This window comes from Prevotella pectinovora, assembly GCF_041323955.1.
In the GTDB taxonomy this organism is placed as follows: domain Bacteria; phylum Bacteroidota; class Bacteroidia; order Bacteroidales; family Bacteroidaceae; genus Prevotella; species Prevotella pectinovora.
Window position 1 is genome coordinate 2,792,489 of sequence record NZ_JBGLIV010000001.1, and the last position, 26,451, is coordinate 2,818,939.

Below are 26,451 nucleotides of genomic sequence, written 5' to 3' on the forward strand. Positions count from 1 at the left end.
CAGGCAGAAATGAAACATCCCTTTTTACACTCGTGGAATGCAAAATTTAATGAAATATATGCCTGCGGCAAACAGTTTTCTCGAAATTATGCGTCCGTTGAGTGTAAAATTCTTATATTTGCAGATTGATAGTAAAAACAGAAGACCGGCAGACGGGTATTCGGGTTGACGAGGAAACGAGTTGACACGGATATTTTCATTTGCCCATACAGTCGCTGTTTGCAAGCTCTGCCCTCCCCCATTGCCGGATGCCAATTCCGGAATAAGGGGCAGGGTAATAATGTTTTTTAGAAAACAATAAAGAATAAATATAAAACTAAGACATGGCACTAAAATGTGGTATCGTTGGACTCCCTAACGTGGGAAAGTCCACTCTTTTCAACTGCCTCTCAAGCGCTAAGGCACAGGCGGCAAACTTCCCTTTCTGTACTATAGAACCTAACGTCGGTGTTATCACCGTGCCCGACGAGCGACTCACGAAGCTCGCCGAGATAGTACACCCCGGACGCATCGTGCCGGCAACCTGCGAGATAGTAGACATCGCCGGACTCGTGAAGGGAGCAAGCAAGGGCGAAGGACTCGGAAACAAATTCCTCGGAAACATCCGTGAGACCGACGCCATCATCCACGTGCTGCGCTGTTTCGACGACGACAACATCACACACGTGGACGGAACGATAGACCCCGTGCGCGACAAGGAGATAATCGACACCGAGCTGCAGCTCAAAGACCTGGAGACCATAGAGGCGCGACTGGGCAAGCAGCAGAAGGTGGCACAGGCAGGAAACAAAGATGCCAAGGTTGAAGTGGGTGTGCTCGAGGCTTACAAGGCAGCCCTGGAGCAGGGAAAGAACGCACGCACCGTGGAATTCGACTCTAAGGAGGAACAGGAAGCGGCACGCAACCTCTTCCTGCTCACCGCAAAGCCTGTGCTCTACGTATGCAACGTTGACGAGACTGCCGCCAAGACAGGCAACGAATACTCAAAGCGCATCGAAGATATCGCAAAGGAAGAAGGAGCGGAGACTCTCGTGATAGCCGGAAAGACAGAGGAAGACATTGCCGGACTGGAGACATACGAAGACAAGAAGATGTTCCTCGACGAGCTCGGACTGGAAGAGAGTGGTGTGAACCGACTCATCAAGAAAGCCTACTCGCTGCTCAACCTCGAGACTTTCATCACCGCCGGAGAGATGGAGGTAAAGGCATGGACATACCACAAGGGATGGAAGGCGCCACAGTGTGCAGGAGTGATACACACCGACTTCGAGAAAGGTTTCATCCGTGCAGAGGTGATAAAATATGCCGACTATATCCAGTATGGATCAGAGGCAGCCGTGAGAGAAGCCGGAAAGCTCGGCATCGAAGGCAAGGAGTATGTGGTGCAGGATGGCGACATCATGCATTTCAGATTCAACGTGTAGACGCCTCGTCAACTCGTCAACTCGTCAACTCGTAGCATGTCAACGACATGTGAATAAAAAATAGAAAATGCTTTTCATTGACTGGAACCCAAGCATAGAGGCCTTCAGGATAGGTTCCTTCGCCATGCGCTGGTACGCCTTGTGCTGGCTGATAGGACTCCTGGCGGCATACTTCATAGTGAGGCGCCTGTATATACAGCAGAAAATCAAGGAGACGCTCTTCGAACCGCTCTTCATATACTGCTTCCTCGGAATACTCATCGGCGCACGACTCGGACACTGTCTGTTTTATGAACCGGACTATTTTCTCTCCTCAGGCCAGCACATTGTGGAGATGTTGATACCCATACGCTTCCTGCCCGACGGAGGATGGCGCTTTACGGGATATGCCGGACTGGCAAGCCACGGCGGAACGTTGGGACTCATCATCACGCTGCTGCTATACGTCAGGAAGACTAAGCTGAACCTATGGACGGTGCTCGACAACATCGCCATAGCAACGCCTATAACGGCGTGCTTCATAAGACTTGGCAACCTGATGAACTCGGAGATAATAGGAAAAGTGACCGATGTGCCATGGGCATTCGTGTTCCAGCAGGTGGACATGCAGCCAAGACACCCGGGGCAGCTGTATGAGGCTATAGCCTATGCGCTGCTGTTCGTCATCGGACTGTATTTCTACAGAAAATCACCGCAGAAGGTGGGCACGGGATTCTTCTTCGGACTCTGTCTCACATATATCTTCACGGCACGCTTCTTCATAGAATACACCAAGGAGGTGCAGGAGGCTTTCGAGGCCTCTCTCCCACTCGACATGGGACAGCTGCTGTCGATACCGTTTGTCGTAATCGGCATATTGTGTATGAAAGGCGGGAAATGGATGACATGGCTGGCACAGAAAGTATGATCCCCAACACCAGATAACCCTCTGGGCAGCACAGTCTGACAAGACATGCTGCCACTATTATTGATCTAAAAAAACAATTATGAAAACAAAAGGCATTATTCTGGGAGCTTTGGCCACATTGGCCATGTTCTCTTGCAGCGGAAACAAGGCTACTGCCAGTGAGCAGTTGCAGACAGACAAGGTTGTCGCCAATGAGCAGTTGCAGACAGACTCTGTGGTATACAACCATAGCGACAAGAGGATGGAGATAAGAATAGTCTTCGACTACCCCACTGCCGGCAATCAGTATCTCAAAAACTCCATTGCCGAATATATCAGTGAGCAGCTCGGAGCCACTTATATGGGATCGCTCGAAAACAAGGATTCGCTGTTGCAGCATTATGTGGCAGACACGAAGAAATATCTCAATGCCAACATCGAGGAACTGGGACTTGACGCCGACCAGATGGTGTCGTGGAGCGCAGATATCAGAAAAGACTGTGAGACAGACAAATACGTGACCTACACCTGCGGCATCTACCAGTATCTTGGCGGTGCTCACGGCATGGGCAACATGAGCGGCATGACGTTCCGCAAGAGCGACGGCAGACGCTTCGGCAGCGAGATACTTAAACAGTCTGTCTATGGCGACAGATCTTTCAACACCATTCTCAAAGAGGGAATGAAAGACTATTTCCAGGAGTTCGACGGCAAGAGAATGTCCGATGATGAACTGCAGAGTATGATAGTGGGAGCCGATTGCACAGTGGATTTCCTGCCGATGCCAAAAACAGCACCATATCTCACCAAGGAGGGCGTAATGATTATCTATCAGCCATACGAACTGTTTTCTTATGCCGCAGGCTGCGTGAGATTCATCGTGCCATTCAGCAAAATCAAGCCATACCTCAATGCTGAGGTGCTGAAGATGCTGTAAGTATCATCACTCAGATTGGACAATGAATTCAGAAATAGAAAAGTATATCCTCGACCATAGCGACCCGGAGGGCGATTATCTGTATCGCCTATACCGCGCCACCAATATCCATCTGCTGCATGGACGCATGGCGAGCGGACATCTGCAGGGTAGGGTGCTGAAGATGCTCGTGAGGATGATCCGTCCGAAGAACATCCTCGAGATAGGCACCTTCAGCGGCTACAGCGCCATCTGTCTGGCAGAAGGACTGGAAGAGGGAGGAATGGTGTATACCTTCGAGATAAACGACGAGCAGGAAGACTTCACGCGTCCCTGGATAGAGCAGTCGGCTGTCGCCGACAAGATACGCTTCATCATCGGCGATGCAATGACCGAGGCTCCCAAGCTCGGAGTGGAGTTCGACATGGCGTTTGTTGACGGCGACAAGCGCACGTATATGGAGTCGTATGAGATGGTGCTCTCGCTGCTCAGACCCGGAGGATTCATCCTTGCCGACAACACACTGTGGGACGGACATGTGGTGGACCACGCCTACGACAAGGACAAGCAGACACACGGCATTGAGGCATTCAATGACTTCGTGGCGCACGACCCCAGAGTGGAGCGTGTGATGCTGCCGCTGCGCGACGGACTCACGCTGATATACAAGAAACCATAACCCCAAATCGGTCATTATGCCGTTTGAAAGAAAAACAATGCGCCTCAAGCATCTTTGTCATCGACAAGAGCTTGAGGCGCATTTATTTTCTATTTCCCCAGACAGGTCTCAGAGAGAGACACACAGGGTGGGGGAGTGATATGGTTACGGTCGTGTTCCTTCTGCCGTCAGCATATCAAGGCTGCTTGCCGATATAAGCCAGGATACCACCGTCAACGTAGAGCACGTGGCCGTTTACGAAGTCGCTGGCATCAGAAGCGAGGAATACGGCAGGACCCATCAAGTCCTCTGGAGTTCCCCAGCGTGCGGCAGGAGTCTTGCTGATGATGAAGCTGTCGAAAGGATGGCGGCTGCCGTCAGCCTGACGTTCGCGCAGCGGAGCGGTCTGTGGAGTGGCGATATAGCCCGGGCCGATACCGTTGCACTGGATGTTGTGCTCGCCGAACTCAGAGCAGATGTTGCGGGTGAGCATCTTCAGTCCGCCCTTGGCAGCAGCGTATGCAGAAACAGTCTCACGACCCAGTTCGCTCATCATTGAGCAGATGTTGATGATCTTGCCGTGGCCCTTCTTTATCATTCCGGGGATAACGGCCTTCGACACGATGAATGGAGCATTGAGGTCGATGTCGACAACCTGGCGGAAATCCTCCACGCTCATCTCTGTCATAGGGATGCGCTTGATGATGCCGGCGTTGTTCACGAGAATATCGATGACGCCAAGTTCCTTCTCTATGTCGGCAACCATCTTCTTCACCTCCTCCTCATTCGTAACGTCGCAGATGTAGCCCTTTGCTTCGATGCCCTTAGCCTTGTAGTCGGCGAGAGCCTGGTCCATATGATGCTGTGAACGGCAGTTGAAGGCAATCTTCGCACCTGCCTTTGCGTAAGCCTCGGCGATGGCGAAACCGATACCGTAGGCTGCTCCCGTAACGAGAGCTACCTTGCCCTCAAGGGAGAAATTCTTTGAGAATGTATCCATATTAGTATTTTTTAGTTAGTTTGTTATTTATCGAATATGTATTATTTAGTTTGTCGTTTTTATTGAAAGGCAACAAGACCGTATACCTAATACCCGTTTTGTCTTATGGTCATTATATCCATTCTGTTGCCTACTTGTGGCGGCAGTATCTTTGTTCGTAAAGCTTGTTATATGAAAATCCTTGTTTTCATAATGGTTTGTGGCTGTTAAATATTATCAGCGCACAAAGTTACGAAAAATAATTCTTTTGTTTCCACATTTTTTCTTAAGTTTGCAGAAATTAATCAAATGATACTACTATGGCTGGCATTTCTTCTCTTTGGCAAGATGATTATTGGCTTCTGGTGATGCAACTGTATATGCGCAAACCCGTAGGGCTGAAACGTATGTACAGCAGGCAGATGGTGGATCTGAGCATCGAACTACATCTGCCGCCATCCTTTATATATGAGAAGATGTTCGACCTGCGCAACGGTTCCACACCGTTTCTCAGCAGCTTGATGCAGCGCTACAAGGACAATCCACGGCGGTTGCGTGCCGACGCTGCCAAGGTGAGGAGCATGATGGGATTCTCCTGCGCTTCGGCATTCTATGATGGGGTGGAGGTGAAGGAGACTTTCGAGAAGGATTTCCGCCAGATTCCTCATTGTGAACCGCTCACGCCGGTGGCTCTCATCCTCGTGCTCGACCTCTATTTCCGTCTCACGCCGATTACGATGGTGGCATCCACGCCCGAGGTGGAGGAGCTGGCGCGGCTGATAGGCGTGAAAGCGAGGGTAGTGGAGGATGTGCTCAACGTATACCAGATTCTCGATCCGTATCTCAACAGGCAGGAGTTTATGGTTACGCCGCTGCTCCAGCCTTGTCAGCAGATATGGCAGCGCTATGGCAACGGCAGCATAGAACAGCTCGCGGCACTTGCCGCCCAACTGCGCGACTATTATGCCTGACGATTTCCGCCTGTCGTGACATTGGACTTCATTACTTTTATATATATATAAGGGTAATCAAAACTACAGAAAATGGGCAAGCAGCGTGCCCATGTGGGGCAACGTGCTTTCCCATCATGGGCAACGTGCTTGCCCCTGTTGGGCAGATTTTCTGTCAGACGGATGCCCAATAAGTTGATGTTGTAATACCCATATCCCTGTTTTCATAATTCTGCCAACGCATGCCATTCCTGTCGTCAGAATTCCTCTCATCTGATAATTGTAAGTAAGCGTATCCGCGATACAGTCTTGTACACATTCAACTATCAGCCCTTTCATCAGCAAACCATCCAGACAATTGGCTGACAGTTGACTATCAGGCAACTGTCTGTCTGTCAGAGTATTACAACAAAAAACCAGACAATCTGACAGTTTTTCAGAAATTCTCGTTTTTTTACTAAAAATCAGCGATATTTGCACCTTTTACTCATATCTACCAACTTAACCCCCAATCGGTCGGTTGTTAGGGCTTGCTTGGATTTTTCTCTTTTAGAAGAGTGGATTTTGTTTGGGTTAAAGAGACAACTCTGTGTGCTACAGATTATCATATACCTTCGCTCCAAAGTCTTCTGAAAAAATCAATGATATAGATACACTCTACATCTCCCATCTTTCTGTTGATAGGATCTAACGAAACTATCAACAGTTTGCTTTCAGGATAATCAGAGGCGAAAGTCTTGAGACCTTTTAAATGCCTTGGCAGTACCTCCTCTACAGATTTTATCTCTATTGCAACTCTTGCATCACCAATCACAGCATCCACCTCTTGACCAGTATAAGCCCTCCAATAACTCAATTGTTCCATACTTTCCTTATAACTCAGCCAAGCTCTTAGCTCTTGAATTACAAGGTGTTCGAAAGCATGACCATACTCTGCCGTGCCTCTCACCAATTCCTTACGATGCAACAAATGATTGGCTACACCTATATCAAAATAATAGAATCGAGGAGCCTGCACCAATCTGCGTTTCATTGTTTTGGTATAAGCAGGTACACGGAATCCTAAAAGAGTGTCCTCCAATATATCAAAATAGTTACCAACAGTATTGGCACTTACACCACAATCTTGAGCTATATTATTGTTATTTATCATTTCGCCATCTGTTAATGCCGCAACCTCCAGAAAACGCTGAAAAGTGTTTAGATTCCTTACAAGAGCCTCTTCCTTGATTTCTTCTTTTAGATAAACATCAATATATGCAGATAGACGGCGATGCGGATTCTTTGCCAGATAATGCGGTGGCAACATTCCATAATTGATAGCTTGTTGTAAATCAAAGTCGGGAATCTCAGCACTCACAAAAGGAAATAGATATACAGGATATGCTCTGCCTCCCAATGTATTATAGCCTTTGCGTTTCAATTTTCTGGCACTTGAACTACATAGAATAAACACAAGTCCTTTCTCTGACATCAAACGATGTACTTCATTAAGCAACTCAGGCACTTCTGGTATCTCATCTATAATAACAAGCGTACCTACTTCCTTGTTAGAAAGCATCTCATAAAGCAGAGAAGGCCGACGACTGAAGCGCCCCTTTATAGTTGTATCCAACAAGTCAATGTATATACTGTCTGGAAATTTCTGACGCAAAAAGGTACTTTTTCCTGTCTGACGGGCACCAAACAAAAATATACTATCCTCTAACTCCTTGTCAATATGGCATATACGTTCAATCATACATTATGTATTTGTTCGTTTATATTGCGGATTTTCATAGATTTTCCGCAACGGTATTGCGGATTTTCATGGATTTTTCGCAACAAAGATACAATTATTTATTGAAACATACAAGCTTTATCCCAAATCGCTTTCTATGTTAATATCCAAATGTTTTGACCATTATTTTCAATTTATGCTGAGATTTTATATTCAGGGGTGAATGTTTGGCGATTTCTGACCATGGCTGTGACCAAATGTACAAGTTTGTTCTTGACATTGTTCAGTGCAACCTGCTTCTTCTTTCCTCGTTCTACGAGGCGCATGTAGTACCTCGCCATAATGGGATTGAAGTTGACGGCAGCTAGTGCCGCTTGCGTCAGCATGGCCTTTATCTGGCGGTTAGCCATATAATGTACATGCGGATCGGAATGCACACTGGTTCCCGAATCTTTGCCAAATGGAGCTAGGCCGTAATAGCAGGCAATCTTGCGTGAGTCGTAGTTGAAACGCCGGAAGTTGTCGGTGTACACCATCAGGCACACAGCGTTCTGCGTTCCTATGCCAGGCACCGAGGTCACGATGGTGAACACCTCGGTGAGTTCCTCGTCCGACTTGATGAGATCGGCAATGCGCTTATCTATCTTCTCTATCTCCTTATTGAGTTCAGAGACGATGTGCCGTCCGCTCTGCGAAATCATTGTCTTGACTGGCGACTTCTCCATAGTGAGTCGCTTTTCGCCTCTACGCACCTGGAAACTGCATCTGTGTCTTACGATCATCTGACGGTATAGGAACAGCTCACGCAGTTGTGTAAGCGACTCGCTAAGAGGCTCGTACATAACGGCTTTATCGTAATTCCTCATGGCGTATTCTGCAATCATCGAGGCGTCAGCACGGTCAGACTTCAATCGTCTAAGACCAGATGCGTCTTTGATGCTCTTTGCGTTCTCAAGCCACATGTCGTAGCCTTTACCGTAGAGGAAGTTGCACAGTCCCTTGCTGTAGTCGCCCGTGTTCTCGCCACAGAAGAGCCACAAGGACGAGTCGATACCGCAGGAATTCTGCTCAACCCACTTGACCAACTGCCTATAGCCAGACACGGTTGTCTTGAACTCGTTGAACACTCTAGCAGCGGTTTCTGCCAGTCCGTCTGCAAAAAGGATAGCCACATCAACTTTTTCTTTCGAAAAATCAACTCCGATAAATAAATTCTTCATAACTTTGTACGAGTTATATTGTGTAGAATTGGTCAATAGTTGTATGGACTAACACTCTAACAAGGCTCAGAGCCGATAACTTTCTATCTGGTCTTTGCAACTATGTCGATGAGGACCTAAACGATTTATAGCTTTACGGCTGGGTCATTAGCTGGTTTACCTCTTCGACAGACCGATTCTACCTTTTTACAACAAAGGTACGAAACTGTCTTTAGCAATCATAGTTTTACCTTGATTATTTTGGAGTTTATGCGACTTCGTCGCAATCTTCTGCAAACTTAGAGGTCATTAGGGCTTGCTTGGATTTTGTTTTTTTTAGAAATCCTAAAATCCGCAAGCAATCTCAATGGCAATCTCAATTGCAGTAAAGAGCTTGAACACTATGCATCATGATAGTATGAGCGTGAATTTTGTCCGATTTGTGCATACCTTCCCCTTACCCCACAATGCGACTTGAGGCAATACGCAGATTAAAACCATAAGGAACGGACTTTATCCGAATCCAGTTTTGAAAGGTCTTGCATAAGCCCAGTTTTCAGTATAGATATTCAGCACGTATTGCCTTGCTGTCATGATCCACTTGGCAGGTACGGAGATGAAGCTGAAGACAAAAGCCTTTATGCGACTCGTTTCCTTGAGCCCGAAAGCCTTGGTGTCAAGCTTGCTAATGATGGTCTTATAGAAATTGTGTATCAATGCCGTAAGCAGAAGGAATACGGTGTTCTCTGACATGAACGACTTGGGGAGCCTGTTCCAGCCGAATCCGTTGTTCATATCATCGAATATACGCTCTTTGCCCCCACGCTTGTTGTAAAATTCGACGATGTCTCTTGTTGATGAGTCATAATCGTTGGTAAGAATGCATCTGTAGGTGTATTCACCTTCCCACAAGTCAAGCTCTCCATCCATGCGCTTTTGTCTCTGAATGACAAGACGATAGCACTTGCCTTCCCATTTCTCAACAAGAATGGAATTGAGTTCAAACTGGATGCCGTTGATTTCCTCCGTCTTCCATCCCCTCAGTGAAAACAAGTCATCGTAGAGCGAACTGCATCTGTTGGCGCGGATGTAGAAGTGCGTGCAATGCTTCTCTATCTCACTGACAATTTCCTTCGAGCACGAACCACAGTCGGCTCTGAAGCGATTCACACGGATGCTGTTGGCTTCCAGTAGGGCAAAGAATCTCTTGTGGGTCTCAGCCTGATAAAAGCGCACATTTGTGTTGCCATCGCTGTTCTCGACATAGACAATCATGTCACCGATGACATATACGCCAGGTCTGTAGCCGAGGAACTTCTTGTATGTCGGTTTTGCATCATACTTCTCTGTTTCAAGGAACTGATGGTCGAAATCAACATCGTAGGTTTCCACCTCATTCAGTTCACCAGTGGAAACCAAGGCTTTTATAAGCAAGGCGTTGAGCTTGTCTGCCGTATTGAAATCATAGGTCTTGCCCTTATCGGAAGTATATGAGATGTTTTCCTGTGTCAGTTCCTTGATGGCTCTGAGGATGGTATCAGAGCTGCATGTGCGCAAGGTCGGATGATACGAGAGATGACGCATCAGATGCGATGTTACATCCTCCACGCATGAACCGCCACAGAAGTATACGCTCATCAGAGAACGAATAATTTCGCTGTACTGATATCCGATGATACTGCGGCATCTCTGACCAAGTGTCTGGTCGATAATAGGTGAAAGCATGGAGTCAAATTGCTCCATGATTGAAAAAATTCCTCCAAAAGGTGTGAGTTTTTCAGATTTTATTTGTACCTTTGCCATGTCTTGTTACGATTTACGCTTGTTTTGATTTGCAACACTAAGATAAGTGAAAAATCTGACATGGCAAAATCCTGAGCAACTTTTTGTTGCTCAGGAACTTATAAATAAAGTTAAATCAAAGTGTTGCGGAATTAAGGATCGTTATGCGGCAGTAATAATATACATATTAATACGAGTTAGTAATCCTGTAGTTCTCACATGCTACGAGGAGGTATTAAAAGGTGCGTTTCGACAATGCATCTATTGTAGTATATTATTGCTTAATCCAAATGAATATTATAAATTTAGGAATTCTTGCTCACATTGATGCAGGAAAAACTTCCGTAACCGAGAATCTGCTGTTTGCCAGTGGAGCAACGGAAAAGTGCGGCCGTGTGGATAATGGTGACACCATAACAGACTCTATGGATATAGAGAAACGTAGAGGAATTACTGTTCGGGCTTCTACGACATCTATTATCTGGAATGGAGTGAAATGCAATATCATTGACACTCCGGGACACATGGATTTTATTGCGGAAGTGGAGCGGACATTCAAAATGCTTGATGGAGCAGTCCTCATCTTATCCGCAAAGGAAGGCATACAAGCGCAAACAAAGTTGCTGTTCAATACTTTACAAAAACTGCAAATCCCGACAATTATATTTATCAATAAAATTGACCGTGACGGTGTGAATTTAGAGCGTTTGTATCTGGATATAAAAACAAATCTGTCTCAAGATGTCCTGTTTATGCAAACTGTTGTCGATGGATTGGTTTATCCGATTTGCTCCCAAACATATATAAAGGAAGAATACAAAGAATTTGTATGCAACCATGACGACAATATATTAGAACGATATTTGGCGGATAGCGAAATTTCACCGGCTGATTATTGGAATACGATAATCGATCTTGTGGCAAAAGCCAAAGTCTATCCGGTACTACATGGATCAGCAATGTTCAATATCGGTATCAATGAGTTGTTGGACGCCATCTCTTCTTTTATACTTCCTCCAGAATCAGTCTCAAACAGACTTTCAGCTTATCTCTATAAGATAGAGCATGACCCCAAAGGACATAAAAGAAGTTTTCTAAAAATAATTGACGGAAGTCTGAGACTTCGAGACATTGTAAGAATCAACGATTCGGAAAAATTCATCAAGATTAAAAATCTAAAGACTATTTATCAGGGCAGAGAGATAAATGTTGATGAAGTGGGGGCCAATGATATCGCGATTGTAGAAGATATGGAAGATTTTCGAATCGGAGATTATTTAGGTACTAAACCTTGTTTGATTCAAGGGTTATCTCATCAGCATCCCGCTCTCAAATCCTCCGTCCGGCCAGACAGGTCCGAAGAGAGAAGCAAGGTGATATCCGCTCTGAATACATTGTGGATTGAAGACCCGTCTTTGTCCTTTTCCATAAACTCATATAGTGATGAATTGGAAATCTCGTTATATGGTTTGACACAAAAGGAAATCATACAGACATTGCTGGAAGAACGATTTTCCGTAAAGGTCCATTTTGATGAGATCAAGACTATCTACAAAGAACGACCTGTAAAAAAGGTCAATAAGATTATTCAGATCGAAGTGCCACCCAACCCTTACTGGGCCACAATAGGGCTGACGCTTGAACCCTTGCCGTTAGGGACAGGGTTGCAAATCGAAAGTGACATCTCCTATGGTTATCTGAACCATTCTTTTCAAAATGCCGTTTTTGAAGGGATTCGTATGTCTTGCCAATCTGGTTTACATGGATGGGAAGTGACTGATCTGAAAGTAACTTTTACTCAAGCCGAGTATTATAGCCCGGTAAGTACACCTGCTGATTTCAGACAGCTGACCCCTTATGTCTTCAGGCTGGCCTTGCAACAGTCAGGTGTGGACATTCTCGAACCGATGCTCTATTTTGAGTTGCAGATACCCCAAGCGGCAAGTTCCAAAGCTATTACAGATTTGCAAAAAATGATGTCTGAGATTGAAGACATCAGTTGCAATAATGAGTGGTGTCATATTAAAGGGAAAGTTCCATTAAATACAAGTAAAGACTATGCCTCAGAAGTAAGTTCATACACTAAGGGCTTAGGTGTTTTTATGGTTAAGCCATGCGGGTATCAAATAACAAAAGGCGGTTATTCTGATAATATCCGCATGAACGAAAAAGATAAACTTTTATTCATGTTCCAAAAATCAATGTCATCAAAATAATGGAGCGGTCAGGAAATTTCTATAAGGCAATACAGTTGGGATATATACTTATCTCCATTCTTATCGGATGTATGGCATATAATAGCCTCTATGAATGGCAGGAGATAGAAGCATTAGAACTTGGCAATAAAAAAATAGACGAGCTCCGAAAAGAAATAAACAATATCAATATTCAAATGATAAAATTTTCTCTATTGGGTGAAACAATACTGGAATGGAACGATAAAGATATCGAGCATTACCATGCACGGCGTATGGCAATGGACAGTATGCTCTGCCGTTTCAAGGCCACCTATCCAGCAGAGCGCATCGATAGTGTGCGCAGTCTTTTAGAGGATAAGGAACGACAGATGTTCCAGATAGTCCGGTTAATGGATGAACAACAATCTATTAACAAGAAGATAGCCAATCAAATTCCGGTTATTGTGCAGAAAAGTGTGCAGGAACAGTCCAAAAAGCCAAAACGAAAAGGTTTCTTGGGCATCTTTGGCAAAAAAGAGGGAACGAAGCCAACGGAAACCACGTCCATGCGCTCCTTGTCGGTCATGGAGAGCGTGGTGATGTTCACCACATTCTTCAGTTCCGTCAACACTTCGTTGCTCTCTTCCAGCAGTTTCGTGTAACCGAAAGCGATTGCCGACAGCTCTTCTGGTCTGAAATTTCCATCACGGAGCATCCTTTGGAAACTGTTTACATAAATGTCGGTGATGTCGCCTACCATCAGGATGGTCTGCTGCACCTTGCGGGCGTCCTTGACGAGATTGTTCACCAATCTGAGGGCATCGTAATACTTTTTGCCCTGCTGATAGATTTTCACCGTTTCCTGAAAGTTGCTCACCATGTTCGTGGCAGTCTTGGAGGTATGAATGATGTTTTTGGAGGCATTGATGATACCCTGCGCCAGATTGCCCGGATCGCTTACGACCCACTGTGCGCTTGCCCTGCCTGCGAAAAGCAGGCACAGGCAGATAATCATTGTTATTCTTGTTCTCATGTTACTTTGGATTTTAGTGGTTGTTATTCTTCTGTCGGGTGTCCCGGCTGCGGTTTCACCCGCACATAGTCGCCGCCCGGCGAGAAGGTCAGCACGTCCGTTGCCCCGTTGTAGGACACGTCGATGCGGAAGCCGGTGTTCATGAACAGGTTGTCGTTTTCCTCCTGCAAGAGATAGGTTTCCGGTTTCAGCTTGCGGCGCAGACCGCTCCGGCGGAACACCGTCACCTTGTAGGCTTCGCCCTCCTTGTAGATAAGCACGTCGGGCTTCCCCTCCACGCTCTCCCAGTTCCCGCACAGCATATCACGGCGGTTGTCGGCCACGTCGCAGGATTGCAGCATCATGACCGCCAATCCGATTAGACACTTGCTGTCTTGCAGGTTTTCCAAAGTTGGAACTTCCCATGCTACGAATTTTGTTGCTATTGCTGTTCTCATATCCGTTGTTTTTGATTTTTATTTTTTATGCGGATTCAAGAGAAATTAGAAAAGTGTATTTTGTTTGGCTTTAATCAGTTTTTTGCATTACCTTTTAATAAGGTAAGCTGCATCTCGGTAATTAAAATAAATAAATTTATTTTGCATTACTCTCAATTTAAATAAAAACTTTGCACTCGGAAATGTGAATAAATTCCCATTTCTCTCGTTTAATCAGTTTTTTGCATTACCTTTGCAAATTCATTGCATATAGGCAATATATTCAACTATTTTTTTTAATTTAAATCATTATGTCATATCTATTTACATCCGAATCAGTTTCTGAGGGACACCCAGACAAAGTGTCTGACCAGATTTCAGACGCATTGCTCGATCAGTTCCTCGCATACGACACCAAAGCGCATTGCGCGATAGAGACATTCTGTACTACAGGTCAGGTGGTAATCATGGGAGAGGTTCGCTCCGAAGAATACGTTGACCTGCAAACAATCGCCCGCAAGACGATAAAGAAAATTGGATACACCAAGTCGGAATACCAGTTCGACGGTGACTCATGCGGTGTGCTCACTGCCATACACGAGCAGAGCGACGACATCAACCGCGGAGTGAGCCGTGAGGAGGACTTCGACCAGGGTGCCGGCGACCAGGGAATGATGTTCGGCTACGCCACAAACGAGACCGACAACTACATGCCTGTATCGCTCGACCTGGCACAGCTCATCATGCGAACACTTGCCGACATCCGCAGAGAGGGAAAGGTGATGACCTATCTCAGACCCGACTCAAAGAGCCAGGTGACAGTGGAATATTCCGATGACAACATACCTCAGCGCATTGATACCATCGTGGTGTCTACACAGCACGACGACTTCATCAAGAATGCCGACGGTACCGACAACGACGAGGCTATGCTCCAGAAAATCCGCGAGGACGTGATAAACATCCTCATACCGAGAGTGAAGGAGCAGATAGGAGAGAAAGTGCTCAGGCTCTTCAACGGCGACATCAAGTATTTCGTAAACCCGACAGGAAAGTTCGTGATCGGTGGACCTCACGGCGACACCGGACTGACCGGCCGCAAGATAATCGTTGACACATACGGCGGAAAGGGAGCACACGGCGGAGGCGCCTTCTCAGGAAAAGACTCCAGCAAGGTGGACCGCTCGGCTGCCTATGCCACACGTCATATCGCCAAAAACATGGTGGCAGCGGGAGTTGCCGACGAGATGCTCGTGCAGGTGAGCTATGCCATCGGTGTGGCAGAGCCGGTAAGCGTATACGTGAACACCTACGGCAGAAGCCATGTGGAGATGAGCGACGGAGAGATAGCAAAGAAAATCAGCGAGATGTTCGACCTGCGGCCAAAGGCTATAGAGCAGCAGCTGAAGCTCCGTCAGCCTATGTATCTTGAAACGGCAGCCTACGGACACATGGGACGCAAGCCGGAGACAGTGAAGAAAACCTTCACCAGCCGCTATCATGAAACGAAGACTATCGACGTGGAGCTCTTCACATGGGAGAAGCTCGACCTCGTGGACAAGATAAAGAAAGAATTCGGTCTTTAATCCCAAAGGTGGCAGAATGACCGTTAGGGTTTAACCACAAAACGGCATGATGACCGTTCGGGAGTCTTAGATTGAAAAAACGTGGCAAGTGGAAAGCTTGCCGAACAGCAGACGAGTTGGCAAGATCCTCTCCTGACCTCCCTTTGAAGGGAGAGACTGTCAAGTCACAGGAAAACACCTTGTCAACTCGTTTTCCTTGTCAATTCGGCAGGGAATCAACAAAGAGAGTAATAGACAATGCTACAGACAGACTCAACAGAAACGAAACATAGTCAGCAACATGGTGTGCAGCTCATTGAGCAGCATCATGAGGAGATGCGCCAGCCATATCAGGTGTTGCATGAGCTGCCCCGCGATGCCACTCCGGCACAGCAGGACTCAGCTTTGCAGACGGTGTATGGCGCACAGCCACGTGTTCATGAGGCGGTGCCGCTCGACTCCACCAGTCTGCTCAACCGTGCCAATGCCATCGGCAAGCTGGAGAACGTGGAACTGCCGCAATACTACAAGCAGAACTTCTTCTCCACCGATTCACTGTGGCATCCGGAGCTCAACGGCGGCCGCTACGGCATTGCCGGCGACCCCGTGCCCTATACCATACGCGGCGACAACATGATTACGGCACTGTTGCTCTGCTGCTTCATCCTCGCCTTCGTGGCATTCTCAAAGTCGAGATGGTTCATAATGAGGCAGACCAAGCAGTTCTTCAGAACAGAGCGCAGCGGCACTACGGTGATGACGGAGACGACAAACGAATTCCGTTTCCAGTTCTTCCTCGCTGCGCAGACCAGTCTGCTGCTGTCGCTCGTTGCCTTCTTCTATGCCCAGGAGCGCAATTCCGACACCTTCCTCGTCTCGTCGCAGTATCAGTTGATAGCGATGTTCTTCGGCGTCTTCGCCGGGTATTTCATGCTCAAGTCCATACTGTATACTATGGTCAACTGGGTGTTCTTCACCGCCCGGCAGAATGCGTCATGGATGAAGTCGTTCCTCTTCACCACCTCCGTCGAGGGAGTGGTGATGTTCCCCGTGGTAGTGTCGCAGGCATATTTCGGACTGTCGATGAAACACACCATCCTCTATGTGGGAGCCGTTGTGGTGTTGTCGCGATTGTTGTCATTATACAAGTGCTTTTTAATCTTTTTCAGACAGAAAGGCGTTTATCTGCAAATAATTTTGTACTTTTGCGCCCTTGAAATAATACCGCTTCTTGCGCTCTGCGGCACGTTGTCGGTTTTGATAAGTTATTTGAATGTAAATTTTTAAGGCATCGATGATTAAGAAGATTTTAGTTTCTCAACCCAAACCTACTAGCGACAAGTCACCTTATTATAGGATTGCAGAAGATTTTGGAGTAGAGCTGGTATTTAGACCATTCATAAAGGTGGAAGGACTCTCTTCGAAAGAATTCCGCCAGCAGAAGATAAGCATCACGAGCTTCACTGCCGTGGTATTCACGTCTCGCCATGCGATAGACAACTTCTTCAAGATTGCTCAGGAGATGCGTTTTGAAATCCCTGACACGATGAAATATTTCTGTGTCACTGAGACCATTTCATTATATATCCAGAAATACGTGCAGTACCGCAAGCGTAAGGTGTTCTTCGGCAGCACCGGCAAGATCGACGACCTCGTGCCGCTGATGATGAAGCACAAGCAGGAGAAATACCTCGTGCCGCTGAGCGACGTTCACGACAACTCCGTGAAGAAGCTCCTCGACACAAAGGGACTCCAGCATACCGAATGCGTGATGTACCGCACGGTGTGCAACGACCTCACCGAAGAGGAAGTGAAGAACTTCGACTACGACATGTGTGTATTCTTCAGCCCGTCAGGTGTGGCAGCATACAAGAAGGCATTCCCGGATGGATGCGGAGCGGCACCTATGAAGGCAGCCACCTTCGGTCCTGCAACTGCCAAGGCAGCCCACGACGCCGGACTCGACGTGCAGGTGGAAGCACCATCAGAGAAATATCCTTCGATGACGAGCGCTCTGCGCCGATTCCTCATCGACCAGGAAGACTAATATAACACCCCTTGATGACTCTCCCGACCAGGAACACCCTAAGCAAGAGTGAGCGCCTGCACGGCAGGAATGCCGTGGAGCAGCTGTTCCAGAAAGCGAAAAGAAGCTCTATGGTTGTCTTTCCGCTTAGGGCGGTATATACCCTCACTACAGGAGAGGAACAAAAGGGCGAAGCTGCAGTGAGAGTGCTTGTCAGTGTTTCGAAGAAGCATTTCAAGAGAGCCGTGAAGCGCAATCGCGCCAAGAGGCAGGTGCGCGAGGCTTACCGCAAGAACAAGCATGCTCTCGCCGACATCATCGCCGGTATGCCGGGCACAGGACTCTCCATCGCCTTCGTGTGGCTCTCGGATGAGCCGCAGCCGTCTGGCGAAGTGGAGGCATCTATGGTAGCGTTGCTCAGCAGGATAGGGGAGAAGGCGCATCGCATCTACGACAACAGCAGGAAAGCGGAGACCCACAATCTCACGGATCAGGAACAACCGTAAGGCTCTATGGGCAAGATAGTGAAGTTTATCTCCAAAGCCCTCGTATGGCTGCTGTGCCTGCCGATACTGTTCTATCAGCGGTGCATATCCCCGTTTACGCCGCCCTCATGCCGCTTTACACCAACATGCTCCGAATATGCCCGTGAGGCAATAGTGAAACACGGACCGGTGAAAGGACTGTATCTCGCCATCCGGCGCATTCTGAGATGTCATCCCTGGGGAGGCAGCGGTTACGACCCCGTGCCGTAGGGGGGGATGGGAAAGTCTGGTACTTAAAGAAATAAAACATTAACGATATGAAAAAGAACTTTGTTGAAGAACTTAAATGGCGCGGTATGCTGGCTCAGATGATGCCAGGCGCCGAGGAGTTGCTGCAGAAGGAGATGGTAACCGCATATCTCGGTACCGACCCTACGGCTGACTCACTGCACATCGGACACCTTTGTGGAATCATGATGCTCCGCCACCTTCAGCGTTGCGGACACAAGCCTATCATCCTCGTCGGTGGTGCCACAGGAATGATCGGTGACCCATCTGGCAAGAGCCAGGAGCGCAACCTGCTCGACGACAAGACTCTCTACCATAACCAGGAGGCAATCAAGAAGCAGGTGAGCAAGTTCCTCGACTTTGAGGGCACCGAGCCTAACAAGGCAGAGCTGGTGAACAACTACGACTGGATGAAGAACTTCACCTTCCTCGACTTTGCCCGTGAGGTGGGCAAGCATATCACCGTGAACTATATGATGGCAAAGGAGAGCGTGCAGCAGCGTCTCAACGGTACGGCCCGCGACGGTCTCTCGTTCACAGAGTTCACATACCAGCTGCTCCAGGGATACGACTTCCTGTATCTCTACCAGCACTACAACTGCAAGATGCAGCTCGGCGGCAACGACCAGTGGGGTAACATGACCACCGGTACGGAGCTTATCCGCCGCACTCTCGGCAACGATGTGGAGACTTATGCCCTCACCTGTCCGCTCATCACCAAGGCCGACGGCAAGAAGTTCGGAAAGACAGAGAGCGGAAATATCTGGCTCGACCCTAAGCGCACTTCTCCATACAAGTTCTATCAGTTCTGGCTCAATGTCAGCGACGACGATGCGGAGCGCTACATCAAGATATTCACAAGTCTCGATAAGGAGACCATCGACGCTCTCGTAGAGGAGCACAAGCAGGATCCGGGCAGACGCATCCTCCAGAAGCGCCTTGCTGAGGAGACCACGGTGATGGTACACTCCAAAGAGGCTCTCGACGCTGCCATCGAGGCGTCAAACATCCTCTTCGGAAAGTCTACAAAGGAGTCGCTGCTGAAGCTCGACGAGCAGACATTCCTCGACATCTTCGAGGGTGTGCCACAGTTTGAGGTAAACCGCGACGTGCTCGGACAGCCGGCAGTAGAGATTTTCACACAGGCTGCTCCAGTATTCGCCAGCAAGGGCGAGATGCGTAAGCTCGTGCAGGGTGGAGGAGTATCTCTCAACAAGGAGAAACTTGCGGCTTTCGACCGTCCTGTGACAGAAGACGACCTTATCGACGGCAAGTATCTGCTCGTGCAGCGCGGCAAGAAGAATTATTATCTCCTCATCCTCAAATAAGGATTACAACGTTCTTTCAACAAGGCGCTTGGTATGGGGATAAAATTCCTCGGTGATAATTTTTGGAATAGGCAAAAAAATATAGATAGCAAAATTTGGTAATGGTATAAAAAAACATTACCTTTGCAACGCATTAGACTTGGGAAACGGTGGTTTCTCAAAACAAAAAGATGATTTGATTGTCCTATGGTGTAATGGTAGCACTACAGTTTTTGGTTCTGTCAGTGGTGGTTCGAGTCCGCCTGGGACAACGGGGAGCGGCGAGCGAAGTGATTCGGTCGCCGTTTTTGTATGCTTTTGGCAAGAGTAATCTCTTGTCTTTTATGAGACTCTTTTACCAGTTTTCAATTCGCAATAGCTCACCATTACTCGTTGTCCCCCAATCGGTCATTAGGGCTTGCCTGAATTTTGATTTCTTAGAAGAGTGGATTTTATTTAATGAATAATAGCGAGCTATTGCGAATTAAAAACGGATAAAAGACGCCTTGAAAAGACAAAAGACTGCAAGCAGTTGTAAAACATTACATTGAACGGGCTAATGACTGATTTGGGTTACACGACAATGTTGTATCTATATCAAGAATCTATACAATAACGGTTTTGCCCGAGATGGGTAAACCTGATAATGGCCATCTTTTCTCGATAAAACCGTGGAAATGCAAGGAAAATTTGTGCATTTCAGGCTGTTCGCTTATTTTCCTGTTCAAATATTTGGGACATTCAGACAGCCGTTTTTATCTTTGCAAAAAACGAAAGACCATGAGAACAATCATTTTGCCGACGACTATACCAAGGAAGTCCTCTATATGCTGAAGAAGTCCAACGTGGATATTTCCAACAGCGATATAGCATACCGCGGCATCCAGATAGCCTTCGCCAGCATTCAATATTCCGAGAGCATGACTTATACGAGTATAAACGCAGAGTGACAATCCATTTTTTTAATCATTTAATTATAGAAAGGATAAAACTATGAAAAAAATCTTTTTATTATTATCAGTGCTTGCCAGTTCATTATGTATGAACGCCCAGAATATTAAGTATGTGGAGTTGACGCAGGACGGCGTATTCACCCCCTCCCCAGTCAGCGACGAATGGAGAGATGTTGATTCTATTGTCGTGACAGGAACATTGGGAAACAAGAACTATTATCAACTCCGTGACCTTGCAGAGTATTTTGATCTGACAGGACTTAATCTGGAGAATTGCAAACTTGTGGATGACTGTATCGGTACAATGGCTTTCAAACCACGCGTTCCAGCCGTATGCGTATTAGGAATAGGCGAAGATACTTGGAATTACGGATACGAGAGCATAAAGACGGAAGAGAGATATTACCGTGTCAATCTTAAGCATGTTACATTGCCGTATGGTCTGAAAAAGATATGCTATGGAGCTTTCTATTACAACAATCTTGAAACCCTTGACCTTCCGGAAAGTGTTGAGTCAATCGAGTACATGGCCTTTGCCGGCTGCAGATATCTGAAATCATTTATTCTGCATGCTTCATCTCCAAGTGAAATCACCCTTGGTGAAAAAGTGTTTGAAGACATTTCCGAAGATGTTGTGCTCTACGTTCCCCAAGGCGCCAAGTCAGCTTTTGAGGCAGACGAGACATGGAGCACTGCCTTTAAGTCAATAAAGGAGTATGACGTTGCGGGAATAGACAATGCTGTAACGATCCCAGGTATTAAGTCAGACAGAATCTATACCCTTGACGGCAGGTTTGTCGGGACCGACATCAACGCCCTGGCAAAGGGAATGTATATAGTCAACGGAAAGAAAATCTTGAAATAATCTGCATTGTTTGTCATCAATGGAGTGAAGACTGAGACATACAAGCTGCAATGATGCAGTCAGAGCTTGTTTTATTTTGAATCACGTAAATTAAGTTAGATAGGGGAGAGGGAACTTGTCTTAAAAGTCAAGGGTCCTTCCCCTTTGTGCATTTCCCTCGTCATTAATTGTGATGAATTTAGAGCCGGGTGTAATAATAATGTTGAAAGTCTTTTTTGTGAACAGATTGTTATTATTATCTTTGCAGACGGCTTATCGGTAACTTCATTGCAGTGTCTGGGGATGAAGAGAATAGCAGTAAATAACAATATAAAATCCTATGAAATTTAGAGAGAATCTGTCGGTTAGGAGACGCTTTCTTTTAGTCATCCTCTTGATTGTAGCTTTGATGGTCGTAGCTATGTCTTTGTTTCTTGTTCACAAGAGAAACGCTACACCTCGTGAGCTTGCCCATATAAACGCTTTGTGTAGTAAGGATATACAAAGGGCAAAAACACTGTTTATTGCAGCCAAGAAGCGTGAGAAAACCTATGATGAGGATGGCAGATGGTTCCTGAAGTTTCTTTCTCTCAAACTTAAGGTGAAAGAAAACTCTGATTTTAAAGATGATGAAGAAGTCTTGGCACTCGTTGACCATTATGAAGGATATGGTGATGATGCTATGCTGTCGGATGTATATTATTGTGCGGGTTGCGTGTATCGCACATTGAATGACTACCCTAAAGCCGTAGAGTATTTCATGAAGATAGTAGGAGTGAACCATACCATAAAGGCTCCTACAGATATAGAAGCCCTTTGCTATTATCAATTGGCCTATATCTATTCTGTACAGGGGCTCGATAGCGAAGCTCTGAAATGGCAGAAGAAAGCCTTGCAGATACATGAGAGTCAAGGCGATCTCACACATTGTGTGTATGACTATAACAATATGTCATGGAGCTATATGGCATTAGGCTATAAGAACAAAGCTCTGAAGATGCTCCTCAAGGCCAGGGGCATGGCCCTGAAGATAGATGATGCAGCCCTATTGTCGGAGGTGGATGGTTTTCTCGCAAATTACTATAACGAGAATGGTCCTCTTACAGAAGCAAAGAAATTTATTGATTCAGCGCGTCGTAATGTTGGCAATGCCACACTCAGTTCCACATACTCCTTGTCTTTTGAAATCTATGACAAGCTCGGTCTGCGTGATTCTGCCGCTGTGTTTTGCAACAAGGTGCTACAACATGGGTCTGTATATGCCAAGCGTCATGCTTATTGGTGGCTAACGGTGCAAAGCCTGAAGAATGGTGATGCAGAAGGCGCTTTAGGTAACTTCGTTAGTTACAAGAACTATGTTGACTCTGTGGATATCGTTTCGCCACGTGATGCTTTGGCAAGTGCCAATGCCATGTATGACTACGAATTGAAAGAGAAGGAGAATATGAAGCTAGAGATGCATCAGATGCGTCAGACGGTCTATATTATAGTTTCCGTGACCATTGCGATAATCATAGCCCTTTTGTCAATGTTGACATATTTCATTTTATGGCGGAGAAAACGCCTTCTTGAAACCCGTATGGAGATATTGAACAAGGCATTGGAAAGGGAACGTGAGCAGAAGGAAGAGGCTATTGCAGAAAAGGAGATGGAAATGGAGCAGATGCGTAGGCAACTTGCTGAGTCGAAAAGTGGAAAAATCGGCAATGAAGAACAGGTATTTGCCGTTGCTGACAGAAATGATGACATTCAGAAGAAGAAACTTATTGTTCGTTCCCGAAATCTGCGCGACAAAAAATTTCTTGAATCAGAGGTGTTCAAAAAACTGATGCTGGCAATTTCGGGAGGAGAGAATGTGAAGTTTGAAGACTGGGATGAGTTGTTCGCTACGGTGAATCGGATTTATCCAAGTTACAAGGATAATATAGCGAAATTCTGCCGTATGAGCGAGATACAGATGAAGGTGTGTGTGTTGCTGAAAATCGGTGTGAGCTTTTCTGACATTTCCGTCCTCGTAATCAGGTCGAAAGATACCATTTATTCAATTTGTACCAGATTATATTTCAAGAATTTCAAGACCAAGGGAACAGCCAGCAAATGGGCAGAGCTGATGAGGTCGTTGTAGCTTGTTTCCTGTCAGACTGTATTCGTATTTTTATTGTTTGTTCGGGTTACACGACAAGTTGTATCTATATCAAGAATCTATACCAGAAAAGTTTCCCCTCCCCGTTACCGATTACTAAAAAAACGTAACAAAGGCTTTACAATTATCCGGTTTTATAGACATCGAAAGAATATTTTTTGTAACTTCGCAAAAAGAACAATGCATACCCCTATGATATGCGCCACTCCCCGAAATGCAGGAAGCAGTGATGAAAACAATATTTGCCGCTTGATGATTGTCAGGGAGGATGGATGATAGCGTGTCGGATTGTTTTTTTGATGATATTTCTAATATAAAACTTTACTATTATGGCAAAAGGTGGAAAAGGAAGAAAACGACTTAACAAGAAGCAGATTATAGATAAGCTCCAGGACTTCTTCTTGGAGAATCCCGAAAAGCAATATAGTTTCAAGGAAATATTCCGTGCGCTCCGTCTCGACACGCATCCCGCAAAGATGCTCGCCGTTGACGTGATGGAGGAAATGGCATGGGACGACTTCCTCGTCAGGAAAGGCGAAAGCGCCTATCAGCTCAACCAGAACGGACAGGTGCAGGAAGGCACCTTCCAGCGCAAGGCGAACGGCAAGAACACCATCGTTCCCGACGACGGTGCAGCCCCGATATTCGTGGCAGAGCGCAACTCCATGTTCGCCCTCACCGGCGACAAGGTGCAGTTCACCATCATGGCGCGCCGCAAGAACCACATCCGCGAAGCAATGGTGACAAAGATACTGCAGAGAGCCAAAGACACCTTCGTGGGCAAGCTCAGAGTGGAGAGAGACTTCGCCTTCCTCGTGTCAGACGGCAATATCTTCGTAAACGACGTCATAATCCCCAAGCGCAAGCTGAAGGGCGGAAAGACCAACGACAAGGCAGTGGTGAAGATCACCCAGTGGCCATCCAAGGAGAACAAGAGCATGATAGGCGAAGTGGTTGACGTGCTCGGCGAGACCGGCGACAACGATGTGGAGATGAACTCCATACTCGCTCAATACGGTCTGCCATACAAATATCCGAAGGCAGTGGAAGACGCTGCCAACAAGATAGACCCTACGATAACCGAGCAGGACTACAAGGAGAGAGAAGACTTCCGCGACGTCACCACCTTCACCATCGACCCACACGACGCCAAGGACTTCGACGACGCCCTCTCTATCCGCGAACTGTCGAAAGGCTTATGGGAAGTAGGAGTACATATCGCTGACGTGTCGCATTACGTCACCGAGGGGTCTATAATCGACAAGGAGGCAGTGAAGCGAGCCACAAGTATATACCTCGTAGACCGCACCATACCGATGCTGCCGGAGCGACTCTGCAACTTCATCTGTTCGCTGCGCCCCGACGAGGAGAAGCTCACATACAGTGTGATATTCGACATGAACGAAGAGGGAGAGGTGTTGCGCTGGCGGCTCCATCACTGCGTGATAAAGAGCAACCGCCGTTTCTGCTACGAGGAAGTGCAGAAAATCCTTGAAGACAATGGAGTGGTGGACGGAACAGGACAGCCAGCACCGCCACCAGCCAAGGGAAAGACATATCAGGGAGAGTATGCCACGGAGCTCATAATGCTCGACCGCATAGCCAAGAAGCTGCGTGCCGCAAGGTTCAAACACGGTTCGGTGAAGTTCGACCGTGAGGAGCTGCGCTTCGACATCGACGAGAAGGGCAAGCCGACACGCTGCTACTTCAAGATTGCCAAAGACGCCAACAAACTCGTGGAGGAGTTCATGCTCCTCGCCAACCGCACCGTGGCAGAGAGCGTAGGAAAGGTGGCGAAGGGAAAGAAACCGAAGACATTGCCATACCGTATCCACGACCAGCCCGACCCAACGAAGCTGGAGACATTGAGACAGTTTGTGGTGAAGTTCGGCTATAAGGTGAAGACCGACGGCACGAAGGGTGCCATCACAAAGAGTCTCAACACTCTGCTCGACGAATGCGCCGGCAAGAAGGAGCAGAAGGTGATAGAAACCGTGGCGCTGAGAGCCATGATGAAGGCAAAATACAGCATCCACAACATCGGCCACTACGGACTCGCCTTCGAGTATTACACCCACTTCACCAGTCCTATCCGCCGCTATCCCGACACTATGGTGCATCGCCTGCTAACACGCTATCAGGCAGGAGGACGCAGTGCCAACAAGGAGCACTACGAGGAACTGTGTGAACACTCCAGCGACATGGAGCAGATAGCACAGAACGCCGAGCGCGACAGTATAAAATACAAGATGGTGGAGTTTATGTCAGACAAGATAGGCAACACCTACGATGCCCACATCAGCGGACTCACCTCCTATGGCATCTATTGCGAAATCGACGAGAACCACTGCGAGGGAATGGTGTCGCTGAGAGACCTGAAGGACGACTACTACGATTTCGACGAGCGCAACTACTGTCTTGTAGGCCGTCGCCACCACAACAGGTATCAGCTTGGCGACCCGATACGTGTGCAGGTGGCAAAGGCAAACCTGGAGAAGAAACAGCTCGACTTCGGAATCGCTGACGAGTAGACAGCTGCTACGCTCAGGATAAACTATTGATAATCATATCGTCATTGGCAACCGGTACTCTTCCGTCATGAGAGAGTACAGGTTGCCAATTACTGTATTATAATGAGGCAGATACCGTTGCCCCGCATCATTCCCAACCGATATCAGCCGGCAGTATCAAACAAAATAT

At 47.0% G+C, this 26,451-nt stretch carries 21 protein-coding genes, 1 tRNA gene and 2 pseudogenes; 18 read left to right on the plus strand and 6 right to left on the minus strand.

Annotated features, from left to right (window positions below; all coding sequences use genetic code 11):
• The first annotated feature begins 323 nt into the window (after positions 1-323).
• The 4 genes from ychF to ACDC99_RS10905 all read left to right on the plus strand — a co-directional run bounded on the left by ychF (position 324) and on the right by ACDC99_RS10905 (position 3,905).
• Positions 324-1,424, plus strand: a complete 1,101-nt coding sequence (ychF, locus tag ACDC99_RS10890) for a redox-regulated ATPase YchF (protein ID WP_022316910.1) — start codon at positions 324-326, stop codon at positions 1,422-1,424.
• Positions 1,425-1,491: 67 nt separating this feature from the next.
• Positions 1,492-2,331 (plus strand): prolipoprotein diacylglyceryl transferase, encoded by an 840-nt coding sequence (lgt, locus tag ACDC99_RS10895; protein ID WP_333682020.1) that lies wholly within the window; start codon positions 1,492-1,494, stop codon positions 2,329-2,331.
• A 79-nt stretch (positions 2,332-2,410) separates the two neighbouring features.
• Positions 2,411-3,247: an RsiV family protein gene (locus tag ACDC99_RS10900; RefSeq protein WP_370756743.1), complete on the plus strand. Its 837-nt coding sequence runs from the start codon at positions 2,411-2,413 to the stop codon at positions 3,245-3,247.
• Positions 3,248-3,269: 22 nt separating this feature from the next.
• A complete protein-coding gene (locus ACDC99_RS10905; protein ID WP_022316907.1) occupies positions 3,270-3,905 on the plus strand; it encodes an O-methyltransferase in 636 nt (211 codons plus the stop codon).
• Positions 3,906-4,080: 175 nt separating this feature from the next.
• On the opposite strand, the gene ACDC99_RS10910 is transcribed toward ACDC99_RS10905, so the two are convergent.
• The gene (locus ACDC99_RS10910; protein ID WP_022316906.1) at positions 4,081-4,884 is read right to left on the minus strand and encodes a gluconate 5-dehydrogenase; all 804 of its coding nucleotides are present in this window, start codon (positions 4,882-4,884) and stop codon (positions 4,081-4,083) included.
• A 299-nt stretch (positions 4,885-5,183) separates the two neighbouring features.
• Here ACDC99_RS10910 and ACDC99_RS10915 point away from each other — a divergent pair, with 299 nt between their 5' ends.
• Positions 5,184-5,834 carry a hypothetical protein gene (locus ACDC99_RS10915; protein ID WP_044074031.1) on the plus strand — a complete coding sequence of 217 codons (651 nt, stop codon included), beginning with the start codon at positions 5,184-5,186 and terminating at the stop codon, positions 5,832-5,834.
• Between the two features lie 583 nt (positions 5,835-6,417).
• Here ACDC99_RS10915 and ACDC99_RS10920 read toward each other — a convergent pair.
• From ACDC99_RS10920 to ACDC99_RS10930, 3 genes are all read right to left on the minus strand, one after another.
• On the minus strand, positions 6,418-7,554 hold the full coding sequence (locus tag ACDC99_RS10920) for an ATP-binding protein (protein WP_370756744.1): 1,137 nt from the start codon (positions 7,552-7,554) through the stop codon (positions 6,418-6,420).
• A gap of 173 nt (positions 7,555-7,727) precedes the next feature.
• Positions 7,728-8,753 carry an IS110 family RNA-guided transposase gene (locus ACDC99_RS10925; RefSeq protein ID WP_042517114.1) on the minus strand — a complete coding sequence of 342 codons (1,026 nt, stop codon included), beginning with the start codon at positions 8,751-8,753 and terminating at the stop codon, positions 7,728-7,730.
• A gap of 492 nt (positions 8,754-9,245) precedes the next feature.
• A complete protein-coding gene (locus ACDC99_RS10930; protein ID WP_370756745.1) occupies positions 9,246-10,535 on the minus strand; it encodes an IS1380-like element IS614 family transposase in 1,290 nt (429 codons plus the stop codon).
• A gap of 269 nt (positions 10,536-10,804) precedes the next feature.
• Here ACDC99_RS10930 and tet(Q) point away from each other — a divergent pair, with 269 nt between their 5' ends.
• Both tet(Q) and ACDC99_RS10940 read left to right on the plus strand, forming a co-directional pair.
• Positions 10,805-12,730: a tetracycline resistance ribosomal protection protein Tet(Q) gene (tet(Q), locus tag ACDC99_RS10935; RefSeq protein ID WP_370756746.1), complete on the plus strand. Its 1,926-nt coding sequence runs from the start codon at positions 10,805-10,807 to the stop codon at positions 12,728-12,730.
• Positions 12,730-13,260, plus strand: a pseudogene (locus ACDC99_RS10940) (histidine kinase); the annotation flags it as partial. The gene tet(Q) and the pseudogene ACDC99_RS10940, both read left to right, overlap by 1 nt.
• On the opposite strand, the pseudogene ACDC99_RS10945 reads toward ACDC99_RS10940, so the two are convergent.
• Both ACDC99_RS10945 and ACDC99_RS10950 read right to left on the minus strand, forming a co-directional pair.
• Positions 13,248-13,724: pseudogene (locus ACDC99_RS10945) on the minus strand (DUF4141 domain-containing protein); the annotation flags it as partial. The pseudogenes ACDC99_RS10940 and ACDC99_RS10945 overlap by 13 nt on opposite strands.
• 23 nt (positions 13,725-13,747) lie before the next feature.
• Positions 13,748-14,161, minus strand: coding sequence for a DUF3876 domain-containing protein (locus tag ACDC99_RS10950; RefSeq protein ID WP_287072777.1), 414 nt, complete (start codon positions 14,159-14,161; stop codon positions 13,748-13,750).
• Between the two features lie 290 nt (positions 14,162-14,451).
• Here ACDC99_RS10950 and metK point away from each other — a divergent pair, with 290 nt between their 5' ends.
• The 11 genes from metK (at position 14,452) to rnr (ending at position 26,282) form a co-directional block, all read left to right on the plus strand.
• Positions 14,452-15,726 (plus strand): methionine adenosyltransferase, encoded by a 1,275-nt coding sequence (gene metK / locus ACDC99_RS10955; protein WP_022317029.1) that lies wholly within the window; start codon positions 14,452-14,454, stop codon positions 15,724-15,726.
• 237 nt (positions 15,727-15,963) lie between these two features.
• Positions 15,964-16,992, plus strand: a complete 1,029-nt coding sequence (locus ACDC99_RS10960; RefSeq protein ID WP_370756747.1) for a DUF4271 domain-containing protein — start codon at positions 15,964-15,966, stop codon at positions 16,990-16,992.
• A 7-nt stretch (positions 16,993-16,999) separates the two neighbouring features.
• Positions 17,000-17,752, plus strand: coding sequence for a uroporphyrinogen-III synthase (locus ACDC99_RS10965; protein ID WP_022317027.1), 753 nt, complete (start codon positions 17,000-17,002; stop codon positions 17,750-17,752).
• 14 nt (positions 17,753-17,766) lie between these two features.
• Positions 17,767-18,237, plus strand: a complete 471-nt coding sequence (gene rnpA, locus ACDC99_RS10970) for a ribonuclease P protein component (protein ID WP_082030871.1) — start codon at positions 17,767-17,769, stop codon at positions 18,235-18,237.
• A 6-nt stretch (positions 18,238-18,243) separates the two neighbouring features.
• Entirely contained in the window at positions 18,244-18,486 is a 243-nt protein-coding gene (gene yidD, locus ACDC99_RS10975) for a membrane protein insertion efficiency factor YidD (RefSeq protein WP_044079620.1), read from the plus strand.
• A gap of 47 nt (positions 18,487-18,533) precedes the next feature.
• Positions 18,534-19,832: a tyrosine--tRNA ligase gene (gene tyrS, locus ACDC99_RS10980; RefSeq protein ID WP_044065228.1), complete on the plus strand. Its 1,299-nt coding sequence runs from the start codon at positions 18,534-18,536 to the stop codon at positions 19,830-19,832.
• 180 nt (positions 19,833-20,012) lie between these two features.
• Positions 20,013-20,083: transfer RNA gene (locus tag ACDC99_RS10985), tRNA-Gln, on the plus strand.
• Positions 20,084-20,572: 489 nt separating this feature from the next.
• Positions 20,573-20,761 carry a hypothetical protein gene (locus ACDC99_RS10990; RefSeq protein WP_370756748.1) on the plus strand — a complete coding sequence of 63 codons (189 nt, stop codon included), beginning with the start codon at positions 20,573-20,575 and terminating at the stop codon, positions 20,759-20,761.
• 43 nt (positions 20,762-20,804) lie between these two features.
• Positions 20,805-21,629, plus strand: coding sequence for a leucine-rich repeat domain-containing protein (locus ACDC99_RS10995; protein WP_370756749.1), 825 nt, complete (start codon positions 20,805-20,807; stop codon positions 21,627-21,629).
• 319 nt (positions 21,630-21,948) lie between these two features.
• Positions 21,949-23,733, plus strand: coding sequence for a tetratricopeptide repeat protein (locus tag ACDC99_RS11000; protein WP_370756750.1), 1,785 nt, complete (start codon positions 21,949-21,951; stop codon positions 23,731-23,733).
• A 347-nt stretch (positions 23,734-24,080) separates the two neighbouring features.
• The gene (gene rnr, locus ACDC99_RS11005; RefSeq protein WP_042520307.1) at positions 24,081-26,282 is read left to right on the plus strand and encodes a ribonuclease R; all 2,202 of its coding nucleotides are present in this window, start codon (positions 24,081-24,083) and stop codon (positions 26,280-26,282) included.
• The last annotated feature ends 169 nt before the right edge of the window (positions 26,283-26,451 follow it).

Coding starts and splice junctions, on each gene's coding strand:
- rnpA (WP_082030871.1), top strand. CDS start 17,767: ATGACTCTCCCGACCAGGAACACCCTAAGCAAGAGTGAGCGCCTGCAC.
- ACDC99_RS11000 (WP_370756750.1), top strand. CDS start 21,949: ATGAAATTTAGAGAGAATCTGTCGGTTAGGAGACGCTTTCTTTTAGTC.
- metK (WP_022317029.1), top strand. CDS start 14,452: ATGTCATATCTATTTACATCCGAATCAGTTTCTGAGGGACACCCAGAC.
- ACDC99_RS10915 (WP_044074031.1), top strand. CDS start 5,184: ATGGCTGGCATTTCTTCTCTTTGGCAAGATGATTATTGGCTTCTGGTG.
- ACDC99_RS10920 (WP_370756744.1), bottom strand. CDS start 7,554: ATGATTGAACGTATATGCCATATTGACAAGGAGTTAGAGGATAGTATA.
- ACDC99_RS10960 (WP_370756747.1), top strand. CDS start 15,964: ATGCTACAGACAGACTCAACAGAAACGAAACATAGTCAGCAACATGGT.
- ACDC99_RS10930 (WP_370756745.1), bottom strand. CDS start 10,535: ATGGCAAAGGTACAAATAAAATCTGAAAAACTCACACCTTTTGGAGGA.
- ACDC99_RS10910 (WP_022316906.1), bottom strand. CDS start 4,884: ATGGATACATTCTCAAAGAATTTCTCCCTTGAGGGCAAGGTAGCTCTC.
- rnr (WP_042520307.1), top strand. CDS start 24,081: ATGGCAAAAGGTGGAAAAGGAAGAAAACGACTTAACAAGAAGCAGATT.
- tyrS (WP_044065228.1), top strand. CDS start 18,534: ATGAAAAAGAACTTTGTTGAAGAACTTAAATGGCGCGGTATGCTGGCT.
- lgt (WP_333682020.1), top strand. CDS start 1,492: ATGCTTTTCATTGACTGGAACCCAAGCATAGAGGCCTTCAGGATAGGT.
- ACDC99_RS10900 (WP_370756743.1), top strand. CDS start 2,411: ATGAAAACAAAAGGCATTATTCTGGGAGCTTTGGCCACATTGGCCATG.
- ACDC99_RS10965 (WP_022317027.1), top strand. CDS start 17,000: ATGATTAAGAAGATTTTAGTTTCTCAACCCAAACCTACTAGCGACAAG.
- ACDC99_RS10995 (WP_370756749.1), top strand. CDS start 20,805: ATGAAAAAAATCTTTTTATTATTATCAGTGCTTGCCAGTTCATTATGT.
- ACDC99_RS10925 (WP_042517114.1), bottom strand. CDS start 8,753: ATGAAGAATTTATTTATCGGAGTTGATTTTTCGAAAGAAAAAGTTGAT.
- ACDC99_RS10905 (WP_022316907.1), top strand. CDS start 3,270: ATGAATTCAGAAATAGAAAAGTATATCCTCGACCATAGCGACCCGGAG.
- ACDC99_RS10950 (WP_287072777.1), bottom strand. CDS start 14,161: ATGAGAACAGCAATAGCAACAAAATTCGTAGCATGGGAAGTTCCAACT.
- ychF (WP_022316910.1), top strand. CDS start 324: ATGGCACTAAAATGTGGTATCGTTGGACTCCCTAACGTGGGAAAGTCC.
- yidD (WP_044079620.1), top strand. CDS start 18,244: ATGGGCAAGATAGTGAAGTTTATCTCCAAAGCCCTCGTATGGCTGCTG.